We start from the raw sequence: 18,052 nt of genomic DNA on the forward strand, positions 1-18,052 counted from the left end.
ATTGGAGGTAGGCAATTCATTTATGTTCCCTCAAGAATCAAACACTACACTAGCACGCACTACAACCTGGTGCTGGGCGGCGAGACGGCGATGATGACCAAGGAGGGCTTCATCAAGCGCTACGGCGTGCCGACCTACACCGTGGGCCTGGGGGCCTCGGGCGGCGCCATCCAGCAGTACCTGTACGCGCAGAACCACCCGGGGCTGATCGACGCCGCGATCCCGCAGCAGCCCTATCCCGACATGGTGGGCCAGATTCCGCACGTGGGCGACTGCGAGCTGCTGGAGTACTACATGGACGTGACCGACCACCAGAACCCCAAGTGGCAGGTCACCAAGAACCGGACCTGGCTGGTCGGCATGAACGCCGAGGATTCGGTCGCCAACCCCTTTGCCGGGTTTGACGTCGCCTATCTGAACAAGATCCCGGACGGCCCGCGCATGGCGTTCGCCCCGGGATCGACCGAGTGCCGCGCCGCCTGGATGGGCCTGACGGCGGGCGCCATCAACCCGCAGTTCGACGCCGACGGCGTGATCGCGCTGGCCGGCGACCGCATGGACCTTTCCCGCTTCGATGACTTCCGGGGCTTCAGCCACTTCGAGGACGCGCGCAAGATCTACGGCGTCGGCCCCGATAGCTACGCGCGCATGAGCTGGGACAACGTCGGCGTGCAGTACGGTCTGCAGGCGCTCAGGGACGGCGACATCAGCCCGGCGGAGTTCCTCGATCTCAACTTCAAGATCGGCGGCTGGAAGCAGCCCGGCGAGATGGTGGCCGAAGGCTTCCCGTACACCACAGTCGACGCCAAGGATAAGGACGAAGAAGCGCTGGAGCAATATAAGGCGGCCACGATTCCGGGTTACTTCGACCCCTGGGGCGCGCGCAACATGAACCGCTGGAACCCGGCCGCGCCCGACACGCCGGCGCCGCGCACGCACGGCAGCCTGGCAGCGATCCAGGCCATGTACCAGTCCGGCCTGGTGTTCGAGGGCGCAACCACGATCCCGACGATCGACTGGCACCCGTACCTGGAGCACCGGCTCGACATGCACAACGTGCACCAGTCCTTCGCGGTGCGCCAGCGTATCCGCAACGCCATGGGCAACGCCGACAACCAGGTGATCTGGTTCACCGACACGCCCCCCGCCAAGGGCAACGACTTCGACCAGATCCCGATGGCACTGGAGGTGATGGACGAATGGATGGCCCAGATCCGCGCCAATCCCAGCGCCGGCGTCGCCGCGAACCGGCCGGCGCGCGCGGTCGACAGCTGTTTCGACACCAGCGGTGCGCTGATCGCCAGCGGCAACAACGTCTGGGCCGGCGTGCTCGACAACGACGCGCCAGGCGCCTGCACCCAGAAGTTCCCGATGTACGGCACGGCGCGCACCGTGGCGGGCGGTCCGATCGAAGGTGGCATCTTCAAGTGCGCTCTCAAGCCGGTGGACACGGCGCTGATCGACGGCACCTACGGCAGTTGGGCGCCGAGCCTGTCGGAAATCTACAAGCTCAAGGCCATCTTCCCCGAGGGCGTGTGCGACTTCAGCCAGCCGGACCAGGGTAAGTCCTGACGCCCACGCGGCCTGGCCCTCGCCGGGCCGCGTGAAACCCCATCACAGCAACCACCGCCTCGCGCGGTGGATTTTTCTGGCACGGATTGGCGCGGACCGGGCCCGCCATGCCGAGACGCTTTCCACGCGCTTGCCAGCGGGGACGCGCGGGCCTAAGGCGACGCTGAACAAGTCTCCGTGATGCGGCGCACCCTGCATGGGGATGGGATGCAAGGCGCGAAGCGCAGCAATAGCCGAAGCTATTGCGAGCATTTGCAACGCCGCAGACCGCCGCAGGCAGGGATGCGCAGCGCGCGAGGGACTTGTTCAGCGTTGCCCTAACATTTCCCTTTCCTGCTGGCCGCCCATGTGGGCGGCCGGGTTCGCACGCGGCACCTCACGGAAAGGAGGCATGCACCATGCGCGAACCACCAGCCCTTCCGGCGCAGATCGACGCAACACGCGCGCGGGCGCTGATGCGCGTGCGGGTGCGGCACAGGCCGTGGGTCGCGCGTCGCGGATGCGGCACCTGAGAAGCACAGGCTCGACGTGGCCCACGCGGCGGCGCGCGCGCCGTTGCAGCAGCCGCACGACAGCGTGCCGTCGCCGCTTTCCAGCCTGCCCTTGCACTGCGCCCTGCATCCGGGGCCATGTGCAATCACGCCGGCTCGCGCCCGCTGGCCGCGATGACGTGCCCGGTACTGGGCCCATGTCGAGCGCGTCCCGCTCCGGCGCCCGTCCGCTCCGTCGATCGGATGTCCGGCGGCGAGCTGTGGCAGGCACCCGGTGCGGCGTCGATGACGCGGCAAGCGGGCCACCCCACACACGAGGAAAGATCATGAAACCAGACACTGCCATGCATACGATCCTGGTCACCGGTGCGTGCGTGGCCGGCGGGTTGCTCTCGGGACCGACCCTGGGTGCCGCCGCGTCCAACCTGTCGCCGACCGATCTGAAGGCCATCCATGCGGCCGCCGGCCTGACCGAGCGCAACGGTCAATGGCTGGACGCATGCGACCAGCCGACCGAACCCCAGATCGACGTCATGGACCTGAACGGGGACGGCAAACCCGAGGTGTTCGTCTCGGTCAGCGGGACCTGCTACGGAAACACGGGCGTGAACCTGTCCCTGCTCATCCAGGACAAGCAGGGTCGCTGGCAGGACAATTTCGGCTTTCCCGGCGTCTACAGACTGCTCGGCACCCGGCATCGGGGCTACCCCGACATCGAGATCGGCGGCCCCGGGTTCTGCTTCCCGGTCTGGCGCTGGAACGGCAGCCGTTACAACATCTTCAAGCGTTGCGAGCGCTGAAAGGCCGCCCGACCGCAGGCACGCGCCGAGGCAGCCTGGCATCGTCCGCGCCCGCGATGACGGAGGAATCACTCGGTGGTGCCCAGGACCGCCGCCCGGACGGGAACAGGCCCGGTCAGGCCGCGCAGTGCCCACGCCACCGCCTCCTCCGGCGACAGCCTCATGGCGCGGCAGGGACTGACCGGGCCCTGACCGCGGACAGGGCGCGGCGGTGCCCGCACGACAGCCGCCCTGCGAGGCGGATCGTCGATCGCTGCCGACTTCGGTAACATGCAGCGCACATCGGGCCAGGCATCCGATCGCGCCGGCCGAACCCACGATTGCGCATCACCGAAGGACACCAGACATGATCGAAGGCGGCTGCCTGTGCGGCGGGGTGCGGTACGAGTACGACGGCGAGATCGACCAGGTCTCGCTATGCCACTGCTCGCAGTGCCGCAAGGCGCAGGGCAGCGCCTTTGCCGCGGTGTGTCCGGTGGACGCGACGCGCTTTCGGCTGCTGCGCGGCGCCGAGCTGCTGCGCGAGTACTGTGCCACGCCGGGCAAGGCGCGGGTGTTCTGCAGCCGCTGCGGCAGCCCGATCTACAGCGCGCGCGACGACCGGCCGGACGTGAAGCGCCTGCGCCTGGGCACCGTGGACACGCGGTTTCGCTGCGCCAACGTGTTCCACATCCACACCGGATCGAAGGCCTCGTGGCTCGACATCACGGACGGGTTCCCGCAACATGCAGCAGCCCGGCCCGCCACCGGAGTCGAAACAACGCCCATGCAGGAGGAGAAGCGATGATGAACCGGGTCAAGACCGTCTTTCGGAAGTACGCCGTTTTCGAGGGCCGCGCGCAACGGGCCGAATACTGGTATTTCGTGCTTTTCTACATCATCGTCTACACGGTGCTGGGCTTCCTGGACGGCTCGCTGACCCGGGCGGGCGACGAACCCCAGTGGGGTCTCCTCACTGGCGTGTTCGCGCTGGGCACGCTGGTGCCGTCGCTTGCGGTCAGCGTGCGGCGCCTGCACGACACCAACCGCAGCGGCTGGTGGCTGTTGCTGATGTTCGTCCCGCTGGTGGGGCAGCTCGTGGTGCTGGTCTTCATGATCCTTGACGGCACGCACGGCGACAACCGCTTCGGTCCCGACCCGAAGCAGCAGGTGGCGCTGCCGGCCCCGCCGGGCGCGGTCTGAAGCCGGACTGCGCGGGCGCCCGACGGCCGCCGGCGCTGGCCCATGGCACGCAGCGACGCATCCGGCGCGAGCCTGAACATCATCCGCCTCACGGCCGCGGAGCAGGCGGCGTGGCTGGCGCTGCGCAGCGACCTCTGGCCTGGAACCTCGGCGAACGCCCACCAGGGCGAGATCGCCGACCAGCTCGCGGCCCCCCAGCGCTTTGCCGCCTTCATCGCCCACGACGATGAAGGCGCCGCGCTCGGTTTCGCCGAGGTCTCGCGGCGCAGCGAATACGTGAACGGCACGCACAGCACCCCGGTTGCCTTTCTCGAAGGTCTCTACGTGCGCCGCGCCGCGCACCAGCGACTGGGCTTCGCCGAGACCGAACGCGTGGTGTTCTTCGTGCAGGCGCTGGACTGATTGATCGGCCCAGCCGCCGGCCTGCGACCCCTTGATTCCGGGGTATGCCGCCTCAAATACCCTCATGGATGAGGGGGGTGTCCTCGCACGGCCCAGATCCCCGCCACGGTTTGCGGCCAGTCGGCCGGACACCCCAGGCCACCAACCCGCCCTTGCCAGGCTGCGTATGTCGACAGGAGATCTGCCATGCTGATTGTGAATGTGCCGGTGGAAGAGTTCACCACCCCCGACCCGATCACCGCCCGCGAGAACATGACCATGGACGAATTGCGCGAGTTGATGGAGCGGCACGACATCCGCCACCTGCCGGTGCTGCGCGGCGAGGACGTGGTGGGGCTGATCAGCGAGCGCGATGTGCGCCTGATCTCGGGCCTGACCGCGGCCGAGCGGTTGCAGGTGCGTGCCAGCGACATCATGGCCACCGATCCGCTGACCGTGGACGCCACCGCGCCGCTGGAGGAAGTGGCCTATCAGATGGCCAGCCAGAAGGTCGGCAGTGCCATCGTCAACGATGAGGATGGACGCCTGCTGGGCATCTTCACGGCGGTCGACGCACTGAACGCGCTGGTCGAGGTCTGCCGCGGCACCGGCACGCGCTGGACCCACAACGGGTAGGACCGCCGCTTCGCCCCACTGCCGAGGGGCCGCGGCGCGCGTCGGGCGCCACGGTTGCTTGCGTGCAATGCGGCAATCCAGGCAAAGACCCCGGGCCAGGGGCCCCGAAACCCGCCGCCCCGGTGGCGGCGCGCCAGTTGCGGCAGAATGAATCGGTCATTCATTCAAAGGAGAACCCCATGGCCGACACTTGGCTGAACAGCCTCATCACCGCCACCCCCCAGGAAGGCTTTGAACTGGCGATCACGCTGAGCCGCCGCGGCGTCAAGTACACCCAGCCGGACACCGCCGTGCTGCACAAGCTGCGTCCCGAGTATTCGAACGACGCGCACGAGCTGACGGCCGCCTCGCAGGTGATCGCGATCAACTTCCAGACCGTCGCCGCCGCCAACAACTACTGGCGCAAGTAAGCCGCCATCCGACTGCGGCGCGGGCGGATCGAAGCACGCGCCCGCACCGCACCGCCGCCGGGCCCGATCGGGCGCGCTGTAATGGGCCGGCCAGCACACCCATCGCATGCGGACAGGGAATCCGCGCGCTGCCGGCGCTGGCTGCCCTGCAGCGGCTGCCCTGGACTGGCAACGCGGGCCTGACCGCATCCACCGCACATCGATTCATCCCGGGGTGCCATCCCGGAGCACAGCCATCACCTGCTCATGCAGCGCGTCGACCGCCGGCGACCGCTGGGTATGCGTGCTGCGTGCCAGTGCCACGTCGACCTCCGGCAGTTCGGGCAGGTCGTGACGCGCATCGAGCGCCGGCAAGGTCGCCGGCAGGCTGCAGCGCGTGATGACCGCGACCGCCAGGCCGCTCCCAGCGGCTGCCAGCTGGCCGCTCACGCTGGGGCTGTTGCAGACGATGCGGTGGCGGCGACGTTGCGCCGCAACCGCCGCCAGCACGGCCGCGCGCAGGCGCCGGCTCCAGCCGTGCATGGGTTGGCAGCCGTGGCGGGGATCGCGGGGCTGGCGCGCCAGGGCGTGAACCAGCGCATCGCCCGCGGCCCATGGAAGGGATGCGGGCTGGTCCGGCCGGACGCCGGTCGCAAGCGCCTCGCCTGCGCCGGTCGTTCGGGAAGGATGCGCGGGGAATCGCCAGGACCGGCAACGATCACTCGGCCTGGTCGAACCGGGCGCGCTCCGCCACGCGCGCCAGCAGGCGCAGGTCGGGGCCGACGCGATCCACTTCCCGGTATTCCAGCCGCAGGCCCTGCGCCACTTCGGTGAAGGGGCCCAGGGCCGCCAGCCCTGCGCCCTCGCCCAGCAGCAGCGGCGCCTGGTAGAGCAGCACTTCATCCACCAGCCCGGCGCGCCAGAGCGCTCCGTTGACGCCGGCGCCGGCCTCGACGTGGACCTCGTTGACCTCGCACGCCGCCAGATCGCGCAGCACGGCGGGCAGGTCGACCCGCCCGTCCGCGCCAGGCAGCGCCAGCACCTCGGCACCGAGTGCCTGCAGCGGCACGGCCCGCCCGGCGTCGGCACCGGCCGTGTAGATGCGCACCGGGCGCCGAGCCGCCCGCCACAGCGCAGCGTCGGCCGGCGTGCGCAGCCGGCTGTCGACGATGGCCAGCAGCGGCTGGCGCGGCGCGTCGGGCAGGCGCACGTCGAGGCGCGGATCGTCGCGCAGCACGGTGCCGATGCCGGTCAGGATGGCTCCCGCGCGCGCGCGCCAGGCGTGGCCGTCGCTGCGCGCGGCCGCGCCGGTGATCCACTGGCTGGCGCCGTTGGGCAGGGCCGTGCGGCCGTCGAGCGAGGCCGCCACCTTCATGCGCACCCAGGGCCGGCCGCGCCGCATGCGGCTGAAGAAGCCCAGGTTGAGCTCGCGCGCCGCCTCGGCGCCCGGACCGACCTCGACCTCGACGCCGGCCGCGCGCAGGCGCGCGAAGCCCAGGCCGGCCACGCTCGGGTTCGGATCCTGCAGCGCCGCCACCACCCGGCTCACGCCGGCGGCAATCAGCGCGTCGCAGCAGGGGCCGGTGCGGCCCTGGTGCGCGCAGGGCTCGAGCGTGACGTAGGCCGTGGCGCCCTGCGTGGCCTGGCCGCGCGCCGCGGCGTCGCGCAGCGCCATGATCTCGGCATGGGCCTGGCCCGTGGCCTGGGTGCGGCCCTCGCCGATCACCGCGCCACCCGCGCTCACCAGCACGCAGCCCACGGCCGGATTCGGCGGGCACGCCAGGCGCGCGCCCTCGGCCAGCGCCAGGGCCCTGGCCATGAATGCATCGGCAGCACCTGGGGGCATGGAACGGCGGCTCAGAGGTTGAGAATAAATTGCTCGTGTCCGAAGGGGGTGTCAGAAGCCGTCCAATCAAGGCGCAAAGCGCAGCCATAGCTCGCGCTATGGCGAGCATTTGCAACGCAGGGTGGGCGGCTTATGGCGACCAAAGCGGGCATGAGGGATTTTTTCTCAACCTCTCAGCGCAAAAAAAACGGGTTACGGCTTGCGCGCGTAACCCGTTGCATCCTATGGCGGAGTGGACGGGACTCGAACCCGCGACCCCCGGCGTGACAGGCCGGTATTCTAACCGACTGAACTACCACTCCGCGTCGGTAGCTGCGTTGCGGCTCTTGCGAGCCCAAGTGCAGCCAAACTTGGCGACCCTACGGGGATTCGAACCCCGGTACTCACCGTGAAAGGGTGATGTCCTAGGCCTCTAGACGATAGGGTCAAAACCTGGACTTTTCGACAACCTTGGTGGAGGTAAGCGGGATCGAACCGCTGACCTCTTGCATGCCATGCAAGCGCTCTCCCAGCTGAGCTATACCCCCGTCTCGAGGTGTCGAGCCGCGCATTATATGCTGGATTTGCCGGCTTTCTGCAAGCGCGCCAAAACCGTGTCTTTCCGGTGCAGTGCCAGCACCGCATAGACCGAAGGCGTCTGCGGCGTTCCCATCACCAGCACGCGCACCGGCATCGCCAGTTGCGGCATCTTCAGGCCGTGCTCGGCCAGCGTCTGCCTGATCGCGCCGGCAATGGCCGGGGCGCTCCAGTCGATGGCCTCCAGTCGCGCGGCCAGGCTGGCGAGGGCGGGTCGCACGGCATCCGTGACGTGCTGCTGCAGGTCCTGGGCGCTCGGGTGCACGTCGGCGTGGTAAGGCATCAGCCAGTCGGCCAGCGCCACCGTGGTGTCGCAGCGGTCCTTGAACAGGGCGCACAGCGCGGGCAGGCGCTCGTCGGCCTGGATGCCGCGCTGCGCGAGCTGCGCCGCCACCAGCGGCGCGAGTTCGGCATCGTCCATGGCCTTCAGGTGCTGGGCGTTGACCCAGCGCAGCTTGGCCTCGTCGAACTGCGCGGCACTGCGCCCCAGGTGGTCGAGGTTGAACCACTCCAGGAACTGGGCGCGCGAGAAGATCTCGTCGTCGCCGTGGCTCCAGCCCAGGCGCGCGAGGTAGTTGACCATGGCGTCGGGCAGGAAGCCGGCGTCGCGATACCAGGTGACGGGCTTGGCGCCGTGGCGCTTGCTCATCTTCTCGCCGTCCTCGTTCAGCACCGTGGGCAGGTGCGCGAACACCGGCACCTTCGCTCCCAGAGCCTCGAAGATGTGGATCTGGCGCGGCGTGTTGTTGACGTGGTCGTCGCCACGGATGACGTGGGTGATCGCCATGTCCATGTCGTCGACGCAGACGCAGAAGTTGTAGGTGGGCGTGCCGTCGGGGCGCGCGATCACCAGGTCGTCGAGCTCGCTGTTCTGGAACTCGATGCGGCCCTTGCACTTGTCGTCCCAGCCAACCACGCCGCTGGTGGGCGTGCGGAAGCGCAGCACCGGCTGCACGCCCTCGGGGATCGGCGGCAGCACCTTGCCGCGCTCGGGGCGCCAGGTGCCGTCGTAGCGCGGCTTCTCCTTGTTCGCGAGCTGGCGCTCGCGCAGCGCGTCGAGCTCGGCCATGCTCATGTAGCAGGGATAGACATGGCCCGCGGCCTGCAGCTGCGCCAGCACGGCGCGGTAGCGGTCCATGCGCTGCATCTGGTAGTAGGGGCCCTCGTCCGGTTCCAGCCCGAGCCAGCGCATGCCCTCCAGGATGACGTCGACCGCGGCCTGGGTCGAGCGTTCGAGATCCGTGTCCTCGATGCGCAGGATGAAGGTGCCGCCCTGCGAGCGCGCGAAGGCCCAGGGGTAGAGCGCCGAGCGGATGTTGCCCAGGTGGATGAAACCGGTGGGCGACGGGGCAAAGCGCGTCCGCACGCGCTGGGAAGTCGGGGTGGGTGCAGGTGTATCAGGCATGTTCCGGGGCCGGTGCCGGCACCGCTGGCATCGGCGACAGGGGTTTCAGTCAGGGGTCAGGAGACGTCGGCACAGGTGTCGAGCCCGCGTGCCAGGTCGGCCAGGATGTCGGGCACGTGCTCCAGCCCGACCGACAGGCGCACCAGGCCCTGGCCGACGCCGGCGGCCTGGCGCTGCGCCTCGGTCAGGCGCCCGTGCGAGGTGCTGGCCGGATGGCTGATGAGGGTGCGCACGTCGCCCAGGTTGGTGGTGATGCTGCACACGCGCGTACTGTTGATGAGGTGGAAGGCGCGCGCCCGCGCCTGCTCGGCGCCGGCGGCACGAAGGCGGAAGGCGATGATGGAACCGCCGATGCCCGACTGCTGCGCCATCGCCAGTGCGTGCTGCGGGTGCGATGGCAGCCCGGGGTGATAGACGCGCTCGACCGCCGGGTGCGCCTCCAGCCACTGCGCCACCTGCAGGGCGTTGGCGCTTTCGGCGCGCACGCGCAGCGCCAGCGTCTCCAGGCCCTTGTGCACGACCCAGGCGTTGAAGGGCGACAGCACCATGCCGGCGGTGCGGATCAGCGGGGCGAACACGCCGCCGATCAGCGCCTCCGAGCCACAGATGGCACCCGCCATCACGCGGCCCTGGCCGTCGAGGAACTTGGTGCCCGAATGGATCACCAGGTCGGCGCCGAGCGCCAGCGGGCGCTGCAGCACCGGCGTGGCAAAGCAGTTGTCCACCGCCAGCAGCGCGCCGGCATCGTGCGCGATGGCGGCCAGCGCCGCGATGTCGCACACCTCGGTCAGCGGGTTCGTCGGCGTCTCGGCAAACAGCAGGCGCGTGGTCGGCCGCAGCGCGGCGCGCCACTGGGCCACGTCGGTCTGCGAGACGAAGCTGCAGTCGACACCGAAGCGCGCGAACTCGGTGCCGAGCAGCTTCATGGTGGAGCCGAACATCGACTGCGAGCAGATGATGTGGTCGCCGCTCCTGAGCAGGCCGAAGGCCAGCAGCAGGATGGCCGACATGCCGGTGGCGGTGGCGATCGCGCGCTCGGCGCCTTCCAGCGCCGCCAGGCGCAGCTCGAAGGCGGTGTTGCCGGGATTCGCGGTGCGCGTGTAGGTGTAGCCCTCGTCGGGCGCGGCAAAGCGCAGCATCGCCTCCTCGGCGCTGGGCTGCACGAAGCTGCTGGTGAGGTACAGGGCCTCGGAATGCTCGCCGTAGGCGCTGCGCGGAATCGAGACGCGCAGTGCCAGCGTGTCGGGATGCAGGCCTTCGGGCAGGGGTCGGTCGTCGCGGGGTTGATGGCTCGTCATGTTCAGGTCCCGGCGATCGACACGCGTTCGCGCTGCAGCCGCGCCAGGTCGTCCTCGCGCACGTCGCCGGTGACGTAATGGCCGTCGAAGCACGAGGCCTCGAACCGCTGCACGCGCGGGTTCAGGCTGCCGACGGCCTGCTTCATGGCGTCGACGTCCTGGTAGATCAGGGCATCGGCGCCGATGAACTCGCGAATCTGCTCGAGGCTGCGTCCGTGGGCGATCAGCTCCTCGCGCGAGGGCATGTCGATGCCATAGACGTTCGGATGGCGCACCGGCGGCGCGGCGCTGGCCATGTAGACCTTGCTGGCGCCGGCCTCGCGCGCCATCTGCACGATCTCGCGGCTGGTGGTGCCGCGCACGATGGAATCGTCCACCAGCAGCACGTTGCGGCCGGCAAACTCGGCGCCGATGGTGTTGAGCTTCTGGCGCACGGAGCGCCGGCGCACCGCCTGGCCCGGCATGATGAAGGTGCGGCCGACGTAGCGGTTCTTGACGAAGCCCTCGCGGTAGGGCTTGCCCAGCAGGCGCGCCAGTTCGTTGGCGCTCGGGCGACTGGATTCGGGCACCGGGATCACGCTGTCGATCGCGTCCGGCGGCACGGTGGAAATCACGCGCTTGGCCAGGGTCTGGCCGAGATTCAACCGCGCCTGGTAGACCGAGATGCCGTCCAGCCTGGAGTCGGGCCGCGCCAGGTAGACGAACTCGAAGATGCAGGGCGAGAGCACCGGATGCGCGGCGCACTGCCGCACGTGCACCTCGCCGTCCAGCGTCACGAACAGCGCCTCGCCCGGGGCGACGTCGCGCTCCAGCGCGTGGCCCGTGCCTTCCAGCGCAACCGATTCGCTGGCCGCCATCACCGCGCCATCCGGGCCACGCCCGAAGCACAGCGGTCGGATGCCGAACGGATCGCGGAACGCCAGCATGCCGCGCCCGGCGATGTGGGCCACCACGGCGTAGGAGCCGCGCAGCCGCTGGTGCACCGCGGCGATGGCGGCAAACACCTCCTCCGGTCCGCACTGCGTGTCGCGCGAGGCGCGCTCCAGTTCGTGCGCCAGCACGCCAAGCAGCACCTCGGAGTCGCTGCCGGTATTGATGTGGCGGTGGTCGACGGTGTAGAGCTCGCGGCGCAACGCCTCGGCGTTGGTCAGGTTGCCGTTGTGCACCAGCACCACGCCAAACGGCGCGCTGGCATAGAAGGGCTGGGCCTCCTCCTCGTTGTCGGCGCTGCCCGCCGTGGGATAGCGCACCTGGCCCAGGCCGCTGCTGCCGGGCAGCGCGCGCATGTTGCGCGTGCGAAACACGTCGCGCACCATGCCGCGCGCCTTGTGCATGTAGAACTTGCGCTCCTGCTGCGTGACGATGCCCGCCGCGTCCTGCCCACGGTGCTGCAGCAGCAGCAGGGCGTCGTAGAGGGTCTGGTTGGCGGGCGCGGTGCCCACCACGCCGACGATGCCGCACATGATGAAAATCGTCCTGTCGGTTGAGGGGGCCTGCCCGGCCCTCAGCTGCGTATTGTCACGCTGAAAAGTATTGGCCCAGCGCCTGCGGCAGCCAGGGCTGCAACTGCTGCAGAGCCTGCCGCAGCCAGGGGCCGCTGACCGATTCGTGCCACCAGGGCGCATCGCGCAGCGTCGTCATCTGGGCCAGCGCCGCCAGCACCAGCACCAGCAGCAGGCCACGCGCGGTGCCGAAGACGGCGCCGAACAGGCGGTCGGCCGGTCGCATGCCGAGCGCACGCGCGGCGCCGCGCATGGCCCAGGCCAGCATGCTGCCGAGGAAGACGAAGCCGACGAACACCAGCACGAAGCCGGCGGCCACGCGCAGCGCCTCGGGCGACTCGCCCATCGGCAGGGCCTGGCCCACGGCCGAGGCGGCCCAGCGCGCCGCGAAGTAGGCCACGACCCAGCCGGCCAGGGACATCGACTCGTACAGCAGGCCGCGCCAGGCGCCCAGCAGCAGCGAGGCCAGCACGATGCCCAGGCAGATCCAGTCGATGGCGTGCATGGAGCCGAAGCGGTGTGCGGGCTCAGAGGCTGAAGATGCCGCCCGGCAGGCCGGCCTTCTTCAAGGTGTCGACGGCTTTCTCGGCCTCGGCGCGGCTGGCAAACGGGCCGACGCGCACGCGCGTGCGCTTGCCGTCCTTGGTGTCGACCACCTGGGTGTAGGTCTTCAGGCCCGCGCGCTCGGCCTTCTGGCGCGCCTCGCGCGCGGCGTCGCCGTCGGCAAAGGCACCGATCTGGACCACGAAGCGCCCGCTCTCGCTGGCCGCCACGGGCGCCTTGGCCGGGCCGGGATCGCGCCCCTCGAGCGCGGCCCGCGCGCGTGCGGCCTCGCGCTCGGCAGCTTCGCGCCTGGCCTTGGCCTGCTCTTCCTGGCGCGCGCGCGCTTCGGCCTCGCGGCGCGCCTGCGCCTCGGCCTCGCGCCGTGCCTGCAGTTCGGCCTGCTCGCGCTCGCGCGCTGCGGCGACCTCGGCCTCGCGCTCGGCGCTCTCCTGGATCGCACCCGCCGCGGTGGCGCCCGGCTCCGCGGCGGGCGCGGGCGCCGGCACGGCCGCCTCGCGCGCGTCCGGGCTGGTCGGTGCCTGGGGTGCCGCCTGGGCCGGGACCTGCAGCGGGGGCACGCTGTCGCGGTCGGGAATGGTGATGGGCGCGTCGATGGTCACCGGGCGCGGTTCGGTGTCGAACAGCAGCGGAAACCCGATCACGGCCAGTGCCACCAGCACGACGGCACCGATCAGGCGATGGCGCGCGCGCCGGCGCAGGCTTTCCACGGTCTCGGCCGCGGCGCCGGAAGCCGCTGCATCGGTGGCGCGCGCGGCCTTCGGCTCGGCCGGGCCACGCTGGCGGAACTTGAAGAAAGCCATGAATCCTGCAGTCGGGGAGCTTGCGCGGCGCCCGCGCTCAGCGGTGAGCGCCCACGTTGCCGTGCCTGCCGGCGTAGATGTCGGGCACGCCATCCTTGAGCACGCCGCCCACCGTGTAGAACGACCCAAAACAAACGATTCTATCTGCTGGCTGGACCCGCGCCGCAGCCGCCTCGAAGGCCGCCATCGGGCTGGTGAACACCTCGGCCCCGGCCCCCTTGCGCTGGGTCACGGCGCGCCAGCGCGCCTCCAGCTCCCGGCCGCTGGCGGCGCGCGGCGTCGGCAGGTCGGTGAAGTACCAGCGGTCGATCAGCGGATCCATGCGGGCCAGGATGGCGTCGAGGTCCTTGTCGGCCATGGCGCCGAAGATGCCATGCGTCATCAGGAACGAGCCCATGGCCTCCAGGTTGGCCGCGAGCGCCGCGACCGCATGCGGGTTGTGCGCCACGTCGAATACCAGCACCGGCTCGCCGGCAGCGACCTGGAAGCGCCCGGGCAGGTCCATCAGCCCGAAGCCGATGCGCACCGCCTGCGCCGTCACCGGCAGGCGCTGGCGCAGGGCGTCCAGCGCGGCCAGCGCGCCGGCGGCATTGATGAGCTGGTTGGCGCCGCGCAGCGTCGGATAGGCCAGGCCGGCGTAGCGGCGGCCACGGCCCGCCCAGGCCCACTGCAGCTGGTCACCCTGGTAATTGAAGTCGCGCCCGAGCAGCCAGAGGTCGCAGCCCAGCTCGGCCGCGCGGTCGAGCACGCTCTGCGGTGGCACCGGGTCGCTCACCACCACCGGCTTGCCGGCGCGCATGATGCCGGCCTTCTCCAGGCCGATCTGCTCGCGCGTGTCGCCCAGCAGCTCGGCATGGTCGATGTCGATGCTGGTGATGATGGCGCAATCGGCGTCGATGATGTTGACCGCGTCCAGCCGCCCGCCCAGGCCGACCTCGAGGATCGCGACGTCCAGCTCGGCGCGCATCAGCAGGTCCAGGATGCCGAGCGTGGTGAACTCGAAGTAGGTCAGCGGGACGTCGCCGCGCGCGGCCTCGACGCGCTCGAAGGCGGCCACCAGGTCGGCCGCCTCGGCCATCTCGCCGCGGATGCGGCAGCGCTCCTCGAAGTGCGCGATGTGGGGCGAGTTGTAGAGCCCAGTGCGCCAGCCGGCCTCGCGCAGGATGGCCTCCAGCATGGCGCAGGTCGAGCCCTTGCCGTTGGTGCCGGCCACGGTGATCACCGGGCAGTCAAAGCGCAGGCCCATGCGCGACGCGACCGCGCGCACGCGCTCCAGCCCGAGCTCGATGGTCGCGGGATGCAGCTGCTCGCAGTAGGCGAGCCATTCGTCCAGTGTCTTCATGAGACTGGCGATTGTGAACGCTGGCGCCGGGGGCATGGCATCATCGCCGCTCATGACCCGCCTGTCTGTCACGCTTTACGGCATCCCGAACTGCGACACGGTGAAGAAGGCGCGTGCATGGCTTGCGGCGCGCGAGGTCGAGGTGCGCTTCCACGACTTCCGGAAGCACGGCGTGCCGACCGACCGGCTGGCGCGCTGGATCGCCGCCGTCGGCTGGGAGCGCGTGCTGAACCGCCAGGGCAGCACCTGGCGCCAGCTCGATGCCGCGACGTGGGCGAGCGTGGTCGACGCCCCCAGCGCGGCGGCGCTGCTGGCGCGCCAGCCCAGTGCCATCAAGCGGCCGGTGGTCGAATGGGGACGCGGCGAGCCGGCCATCACGGTCGGCTTTGCAGCGGACGACTGGCAGCGACGCCTGCACCCCTAGGCCCGCCGCCACGCCGCCGCCATGCTGTCCGGCCTCGTCCTCGGCGGTCATTCCTGGGTCTTCTGGCTGGGCTGGGCCTGGACCGTCTCCAGCGTCATCGTCACCACCTGGATCATCCTGCAGCGGCGCTCGCCGGTGTCGACGCTGGCCTGGATCATCCTGCTCAACTTCCTGCCGGTGATCGGATTGGCGGTGTACGCCTATTTCGGCCCGCAGCGCGTGACGCGCCAGCGCCTCAAGCGCTGGCACAGCCGGGCGGCGCTGATGTCGCAGCGCGACCTGCAGACGCTGCGCGCCGACCGACCGGAGCCGCCGCTGTGGGCCCAGCGCCACTCGCGCCTGATCGAGACCACCTGCGGCCTGCCGGCATGCAGCGCCTACGGCGTCGAGTTGCTGGCCAGTGGCGCGGCCAAGCTGGACGTGCTGCTGCGCGAGATCGCCCAGGCGCGCCACCACATCCACCTCGAGTACTACATCTTCGACCCTGACCAGACCGGCGCCGTGGTGCTGACGGCGCTGGCGGCGCGCGCGCGCGAGGGCATCGCGGTGCGCCTGCTGGTCGACGCGATCGGCTCGCGCCGGCTGCTGGCGCGGCGCCACCGCCGCCTGCTCGCGCCGCTGCTGCAGGCCGGGGGCGAGCTCGCGGTGTTCCATCGGGCGCGCCTGGACCTGCTGCGGCCATTGGTCAACCTGCGCACGCACCGCAAGATCGTCGTCATCGACGGCCGCGTCGGCCTGGTCGGCGGCATCAACGTGACGGACGACGAGAACGAGCGCGTGCGCCCCCGGGATGCCTACCGCGACACGCACCTGCTGCTGCGCGGCAGCGCGGTACGCTGGCTGCAGTACGTGTTCCTGCAGGACTGGCACTACGCCAGCGGGCGCCAGCCGGCGCACGATGGCACCATGCTGCCGGAGGGCGAGCCCGTCGGCCACGTGCCGGTGCAGATCGTCGCCTCGGGCCCGGACAGCGACGGCGAGGCGATCCACCGCGCCATGATCGACGCCCTCGGCCTGGCGCAGGAGCGCATCTGGCTGTCCACGCCCTACTTCGTGCCGACCGAGCCGGCCTGGTCGGCGCTCACCAACGCGGCGCTGCGCGGCGTCCAAGTCAAGCTGATCGTGCCCGAGCTGAGCGATTCGCGCATCGTCAGCGCCGCGGCGCGTTCCTACTACCGCGAGCTGCAGCAGGCCGGCGTGCTGATCTTCGAATACCGCGGCCGCATGTTCCACCCCAAGACGCTGGTGGTGGATTCAACCTACAGCATGGTCGGCAGCGCCAACTTCGACAACCGGAGCTTTCGCCTCAACTTCGAGGTGGCCGCGGTGCTGTTCGACCGCGACCTCAACCAGCAACTGGCCGAGCTGTTCCAGGCCGATCTCTCGCACTGCCGGCTGGTGCCGGTGAACCGCCGCGTGGCACCGCACCAGCAGCTGTTCGAGGCGGTGGCGCGGCTGGGCTCGCCGCTGCTGTGAATGCCCGGCACGAGGGATGACGAATGACCTCGCTGCGCGCCGATGACACGCCTGGCGGCGCATGCGGGCCCGCACGACCTGATGCGATTGCCCTGACCTCGATCGCCGCGCGCTTGCCACGATGGGTTTTCAGGTACAGATCCCTCTGAAATCGTTGCCTGGCAGGTGCGGGGCGCTCAAGAATCGATAGCATCTCCCAGCACCACACAGTCGCGCAGGCCGGCGCCCGAGGCCAGGTGGTCGAAGCCCTCGTTGATGCGATCCAGCGTGAAGGCCTCGCCCATCAGCCGGTTCACCGGCAACCGACCCTGCTGGTAGAGGTCGACGTAGCGGCCGATGTCGATCGCGGGCACGCCCGAGCCCAGGTAGCTGCCGCGCACCTCGCGCTCCTCGCCCACCAATTGCGAGATCGGCAGCGCGAACGCCGCCTTCGGGTGCGGCAGGCCGGAGGTCACGGTCTGGCCACCACGGCGCGTGAGCTTGTAGGCGGTCTCGAACGCCGCCAGGTTGCCGGCCGCGTCGTAGCCCACGTCGACGCCGCCGCCCGCAGCTTCCAGCAGCTCGGCATCCGAGCCCAGCGCCTTCGGGTCGATCAGGTGGGTGGCGCCCAGCGTGCCCGCCAGCGCGCGCTTGCCGGCATCGGGCTCGACCGCGACGATGCGTCGCGCCCCCGCCGCCACCGCCGCCAGCAGGCCCGACAGGCCGACGCCGCCCAGGCCGACGATGGCCACCGTGTCGCCGGCCTTCAGCCGCGCCCGGTTGATGATGGCGCCGGCGCCGGTCAGCACGGCGCAGCCGAACAGCGCCGCCTCGCGGTGCGACAGGCCGGGCGCCATCTTCACCAGCGAGCGGCGCGACACCACCGCATGGTCGGCAAAGCAGGACACGCCCAGGTGGTGGTTCAGCGCCACGTCGCCCAGGTGCAGCCGCCGCCCGCCGCCCAGCAGCACGCCCTCGGTGTTGGCGCGCGCGCCCGGCTCGCACAGGGCCGGCCGCCCCGCCATGCAGGGGTTGCAGTGGCCGCAGCTGGGCACGAACACGCTCACCACGTGGTCGCCCGGCGCCAGGTCGTCCACGCCGGCGCCCAGCGCCACCACCTCGCCGGAAGACTCGTGGCCCAGCGCCATCGGCATCACGCGCGGGCGATCGCCGTTGATCACCGAGAGGTCGGAGTGGCACAGGCCGGCCACGTGGATGCGCACCAGCACCTCGCCGGGGCAGGGCGGATCGAGCTCGACCTCGGTGATCTGGATCGGGCGGCTCTCGGCATAGGGCGCGGGCAGGCCCATCTGGCGCAGCACGGCGGCTCGAATCTTCATCGCTGATCTCCTCATGAACAGCAGCGATTTTGCCCCGCTCCCGCCGGTG

At 70.4% G+C, this 18,052-nt stretch carries 18 protein-coding genes and 3 tRNA genes; 9 read left to right on the forward strand and 12 right to left on the reverse strand.

What is annotated here, in order from left to right; all coding sequences use genetic code 11:
* The 7 genes from PKA16_RS12620 to PKA16_RS12650 form a co-directional block, all read left to right on the forward strand.
* Positions 1 to 1,572: DUF6351 family protein (locus tag PKA16_RS12620; protein WP_324403594.1), on the forward strand; the 1,572-nt coding region annotated here is incomplete at its 5' end.
* 817 nt (positions 1,573 to 2,389) lie between these two features.
* Complete coding sequence (locus PKA16_RS12625) at positions 2,390 to 2,863, forward strand: hypothetical protein (RefSeq protein ID WP_324403596.1); 474 nt, start codon at positions 2,390 to 2,392, stop codon at positions 2,861 to 2,863.
* Positions 2,864 to 3,209: 346 nt separating this feature from the next.
* Positions 3,210 to 3,650 (forward strand): GFA family protein, encoded by a 441-nt coding sequence (locus PKA16_RS12630; RefSeq protein ID WP_324403598.1) that lies wholly within the window; start codon positions 3,210 to 3,212, stop codon positions 3,648 to 3,650.
* Positions 3,647 to 4,045, forward strand: coding sequence for a DUF805 domain-containing protein (locus PKA16_RS12635; RefSeq protein WP_349255496.1), 399 nt, complete (start codon positions 3,647 to 3,649; stop codon positions 4,043 to 4,045). Before PKA16_RS12630 ends, PKA16_RS12635 begins: the two co-directional genes overlap by 4 nt.
* A 42-nt stretch (positions 4,046 to 4,087) precedes the next feature.
* Positions 4,088 to 4,447: an N-acetyltransferase gene (locus PKA16_RS12640; protein ID WP_324403600.1), complete on the forward strand. Its 360-nt coding sequence runs from the start codon at positions 4,088 to 4,090 to the stop codon at positions 4,445 to 4,447.
* 186 nt (positions 4,448 to 4,633) lie between these two features.
* Positions 4,634 to 5,062: a CBS domain-containing protein gene (locus PKA16_RS12645; protein ID WP_324403602.1), complete on the forward strand. Its 429-nt coding sequence runs from the start codon at positions 4,634 to 4,636 to the stop codon at positions 5,060 to 5,062.
* Between the two features lie 179 nt (positions 5,063 to 5,241).
* On the forward strand, positions 5,242 to 5,472 hold the full coding sequence (locus PKA16_RS12650) for a hexameric tyrosine-coordinated heme protein (protein ID WP_324403603.1): 231 nt from the start codon (positions 5,242 to 5,244) through the stop codon (positions 5,470 to 5,472).
* A gap of 204 nt (positions 5,473 to 5,676) precedes the next feature.
* Here PKA16_RS12650 and PKA16_RS12655 read toward each other — a convergent pair whose 3' ends face one another.
* The 11 genes from PKA16_RS12655 to folC form a co-directional block, all read right to left on the reverse strand.
* Positions 5,677 to 5,994, reverse strand: coding sequence for a LysR substrate-binding domain-containing protein (locus PKA16_RS12655; RefSeq protein WP_324403605.1), 318 nt, complete (start codon positions 5,992 to 5,994; stop codon positions 5,677 to 5,679).
* A 175-nt stretch (positions 5,995 to 6,169) separates the two neighbouring features.
* Positions 6,170 to 7,270 (reverse strand): bifunctional diaminohydroxyphosphoribosylaminopyrimidine deaminase/5-amino-6-(5-phosphoribosylamino)uracil reductase RibD, encoded by a 1,101-nt coding sequence (gene ribD / locus PKA16_RS12660; protein ID WP_324403607.1) that lies wholly within the window; start codon positions 7,268 to 7,270, stop codon positions 6,170 to 6,172.
* Between the two features lie 252 nt (positions 7,271 to 7,522).
* Positions 7,523 to 7,599 (reverse strand) — tRNA-Asp (locus PKA16_RS12665).
* Positions 7,600 to 7,648: 49 nt separating this feature from the next.
* Positions 7,649 to 7,724, reverse strand: a tRNA-Glu gene (locus PKA16_RS12670).
* 24 nt (positions 7,725 to 7,748) lie between these two features.
* A tRNA-Ala gene (locus PKA16_RS12675) sits at positions 7,749 to 7,824 on the reverse strand.
* A gap of 23 nt (positions 7,825 to 7,847) precedes the next feature.
* Positions 7,848 to 9,278 (reverse strand): glutamate--tRNA ligase, encoded by a 1,431-nt coding sequence (gltX, locus tag PKA16_RS12680; RefSeq protein ID WP_324403609.1) that lies wholly within the window; start codon positions 9,276 to 9,278, stop codon positions 7,848 to 7,850.
* Between the two features lie 56 nt (positions 9,279 to 9,334).
* The gene (locus PKA16_RS12685; protein ID WP_324403611.1) at positions 9,335 to 10,576 is read right to left on the reverse strand and encodes an O-succinylhomoserine sulfhydrylase; all 1,242 of its coding nucleotides are present in this window, start codon (positions 10,574 to 10,576) and stop codon (positions 9,335 to 9,337) included.
* 2 nt (positions 10,577 to 10,578) lie between these two features.
* Positions 10,579 to 12,039 carry an amidophosphoribosyltransferase gene (gene purF / locus PKA16_RS12690; protein WP_324403613.1) on the reverse strand — a complete coding sequence of 487 codons (1,461 nt, stop codon included), beginning with the start codon at positions 12,037 to 12,039 and terminating at the stop codon, positions 10,579 to 10,581.
* A 55-nt stretch (positions 12,040 to 12,094) separates the two neighbouring features.
* A complete protein-coding gene (locus PKA16_RS12695; protein ID WP_324403615.1) occupies positions 12,095 to 12,583 on the reverse strand; it encodes a CvpA family protein in 489 nt (162 codons plus the stop codon).
* A gap of 22 nt (positions 12,584 to 12,605) precedes the next feature.
* Entirely contained in the window at positions 12,606 to 13,442 is an 837-nt protein-coding gene (locus tag PKA16_RS12700; protein WP_324403616.1) for an SPOR domain-containing protein, read from the reverse strand.
* Between the two features lie 37 nt (positions 13,443 to 13,479).
* Positions 13,480 to 14,784 carry a bifunctional tetrahydrofolate synthase/dihydrofolate synthase gene (gene folC / locus PKA16_RS12705; protein ID WP_324403618.1) on the reverse strand — a complete coding sequence of 435 codons (1,305 nt, stop codon included), beginning with the start codon at positions 14,782 to 14,784 and terminating at the stop codon, positions 13,480 to 13,482.
* Positions 14,785 to 14,836: 52 nt separating this feature from the next.
* On the opposite strand from folC, the gene PKA16_RS12710 reads away from it, so the two are divergent.
* Both PKA16_RS12710 and cls read left to right on the forward strand, forming a co-directional pair.
* Positions 14,837 to 15,208, forward strand: coding sequence for an arsenate reductase (locus tag PKA16_RS12710; protein ID WP_324403620.1), 372 nt, complete (start codon positions 14,837 to 14,839; stop codon positions 15,206 to 15,208).
* Between the two features lie 21 nt (positions 15,209 to 15,229).
* Positions 15,230 to 16,684, forward strand: coding sequence for a cardiolipin synthase (gene cls, locus PKA16_RS12715; RefSeq protein ID WP_324403622.1), 1,455 nt, complete (start codon positions 15,230 to 15,232; stop codon positions 16,682 to 16,684).
* A 176-nt stretch (positions 16,685 to 16,860) separates the two neighbouring features.
* Here cls and PKA16_RS12720 read toward each other — a convergent pair whose 3' ends face one another.
* Positions 16,861 to 18,003 (reverse strand): alcohol dehydrogenase catalytic domain-containing protein, encoded by a 1,143-nt coding sequence (locus PKA16_RS12720; RefSeq protein WP_324403624.1) that lies wholly within the window; start codon positions 18,001 to 18,003, stop codon positions 16,861 to 16,863.
* Positions 18,004 to 18,052 lie beyond the last annotated feature (49 nt).

It is taken from the genome of Ottowia sp. (assembly GCF_035325765.1).
Taxonomy (GTDB): Bacteria; Pseudomonadota; Gammaproteobacteria; order Burkholderiales; family Burkholderiaceae_C; genus Ottowia.

Coding starts and splice junctions, on each gene's coding strand:
- PKA16_RS12625 (WP_324403596.1), top strand. CDS start 2,390: ATGAAACCAGACACTGCCATGCATACGATCCTGGTCACCGGTGCGTGC.
- PKA16_RS12630 (WP_324403598.1), top strand. CDS start 3,210: ATGATCGAAGGCGGCTGCCTGTGCGGCGGGGTGCGGTACGAGTACGAC.
- PKA16_RS12635 (WP_349255496.1), top strand. CDS start 3,647: ATGATGAACCGGGTCAAGACCGTCTTTCGGAAGTACGCCGTTTTCGAG.
- PKA16_RS12640 (WP_324403600.1), top strand. CDS start 4,088: ATGGCACGCAGCGACGCATCCGGCGCGAGCCTGAACATCATCCGCCTC.
- PKA16_RS12645 (WP_324403602.1), top strand. CDS start 4,634: ATGCTGATTGTGAATGTGCCGGTGGAAGAGTTCACCACCCCCGACCCG.
- PKA16_RS12650 (WP_324403603.1), top strand. CDS start 5,242: ATGGCCGACACTTGGCTGAACAGCCTCATCACCGCCACCCCCCAGGAA.
- PKA16_RS12655 (WP_324403605.1), bottom strand. CDS start 5,994: ATGCACGGCTGGAGCCGGCGCCTGCGCGCGGCCGTGCTGGCGGCGGTT.
- ribD (WP_324403607.1), bottom strand. CDS start 7,270: ATGGCCAGGGCCCTGGCGCTGGCCGAGGGCGCGCGCCTGGCGTGCCCG.
- gltX (WP_324403609.1), bottom strand. CDS start 9,278: ATGCCTGATACACCTGCACCCACCCCGACTTCCCAGCGCGTGCGGACG.
- PKA16_RS12685 (WP_324403611.1), bottom strand. CDS start 10,576: ATGACGAGCCATCAACCCCGCGACGACCGACCCCTGCCCGAAGGCCTG.
- purF (WP_324403613.1), bottom strand. CDS start 12,039: ATGTGCGGCATCGTCGGCGTGGTGGGCACCGCGCCCGCCAACCAGACC.
- PKA16_RS12695 (WP_324403615.1), bottom strand. CDS start 12,583: ATGCACGCCATCGACTGGATCTGCCTGGGCATCGTGCTGGCCTCGCTG.
- PKA16_RS12700 (WP_324403616.1), bottom strand. CDS start 13,442: ATGGCTTTCTTCAAGTTCCGCCAGCGTGGCCCGGCCGAGCCGAAGGCC.
- folC (WP_324403618.1), bottom strand. CDS start 14,784: ATGAAGACACTGGACGAATGGCTCGCCTACTGCGAGCAGCTGCATCCC.
- PKA16_RS12710 (WP_324403620.1), top strand. CDS start 14,837: ATGACCCGCCTGTCTGTCACGCTTTACGGCATCCCGAACTGCGACACG.
- cls (WP_324403622.1), top strand. CDS start 15,230: ATGCTGTCCGGCCTCGTCCTCGGCGGTCATTCCTGGGTCTTCTGGCTG.
- PKA16_RS12720 (WP_324403624.1), bottom strand. CDS start 18,003: ATGAAGATTCGAGCCGCCGTGCTGCGCCAGATGGGCCTGCCCGCGCCC.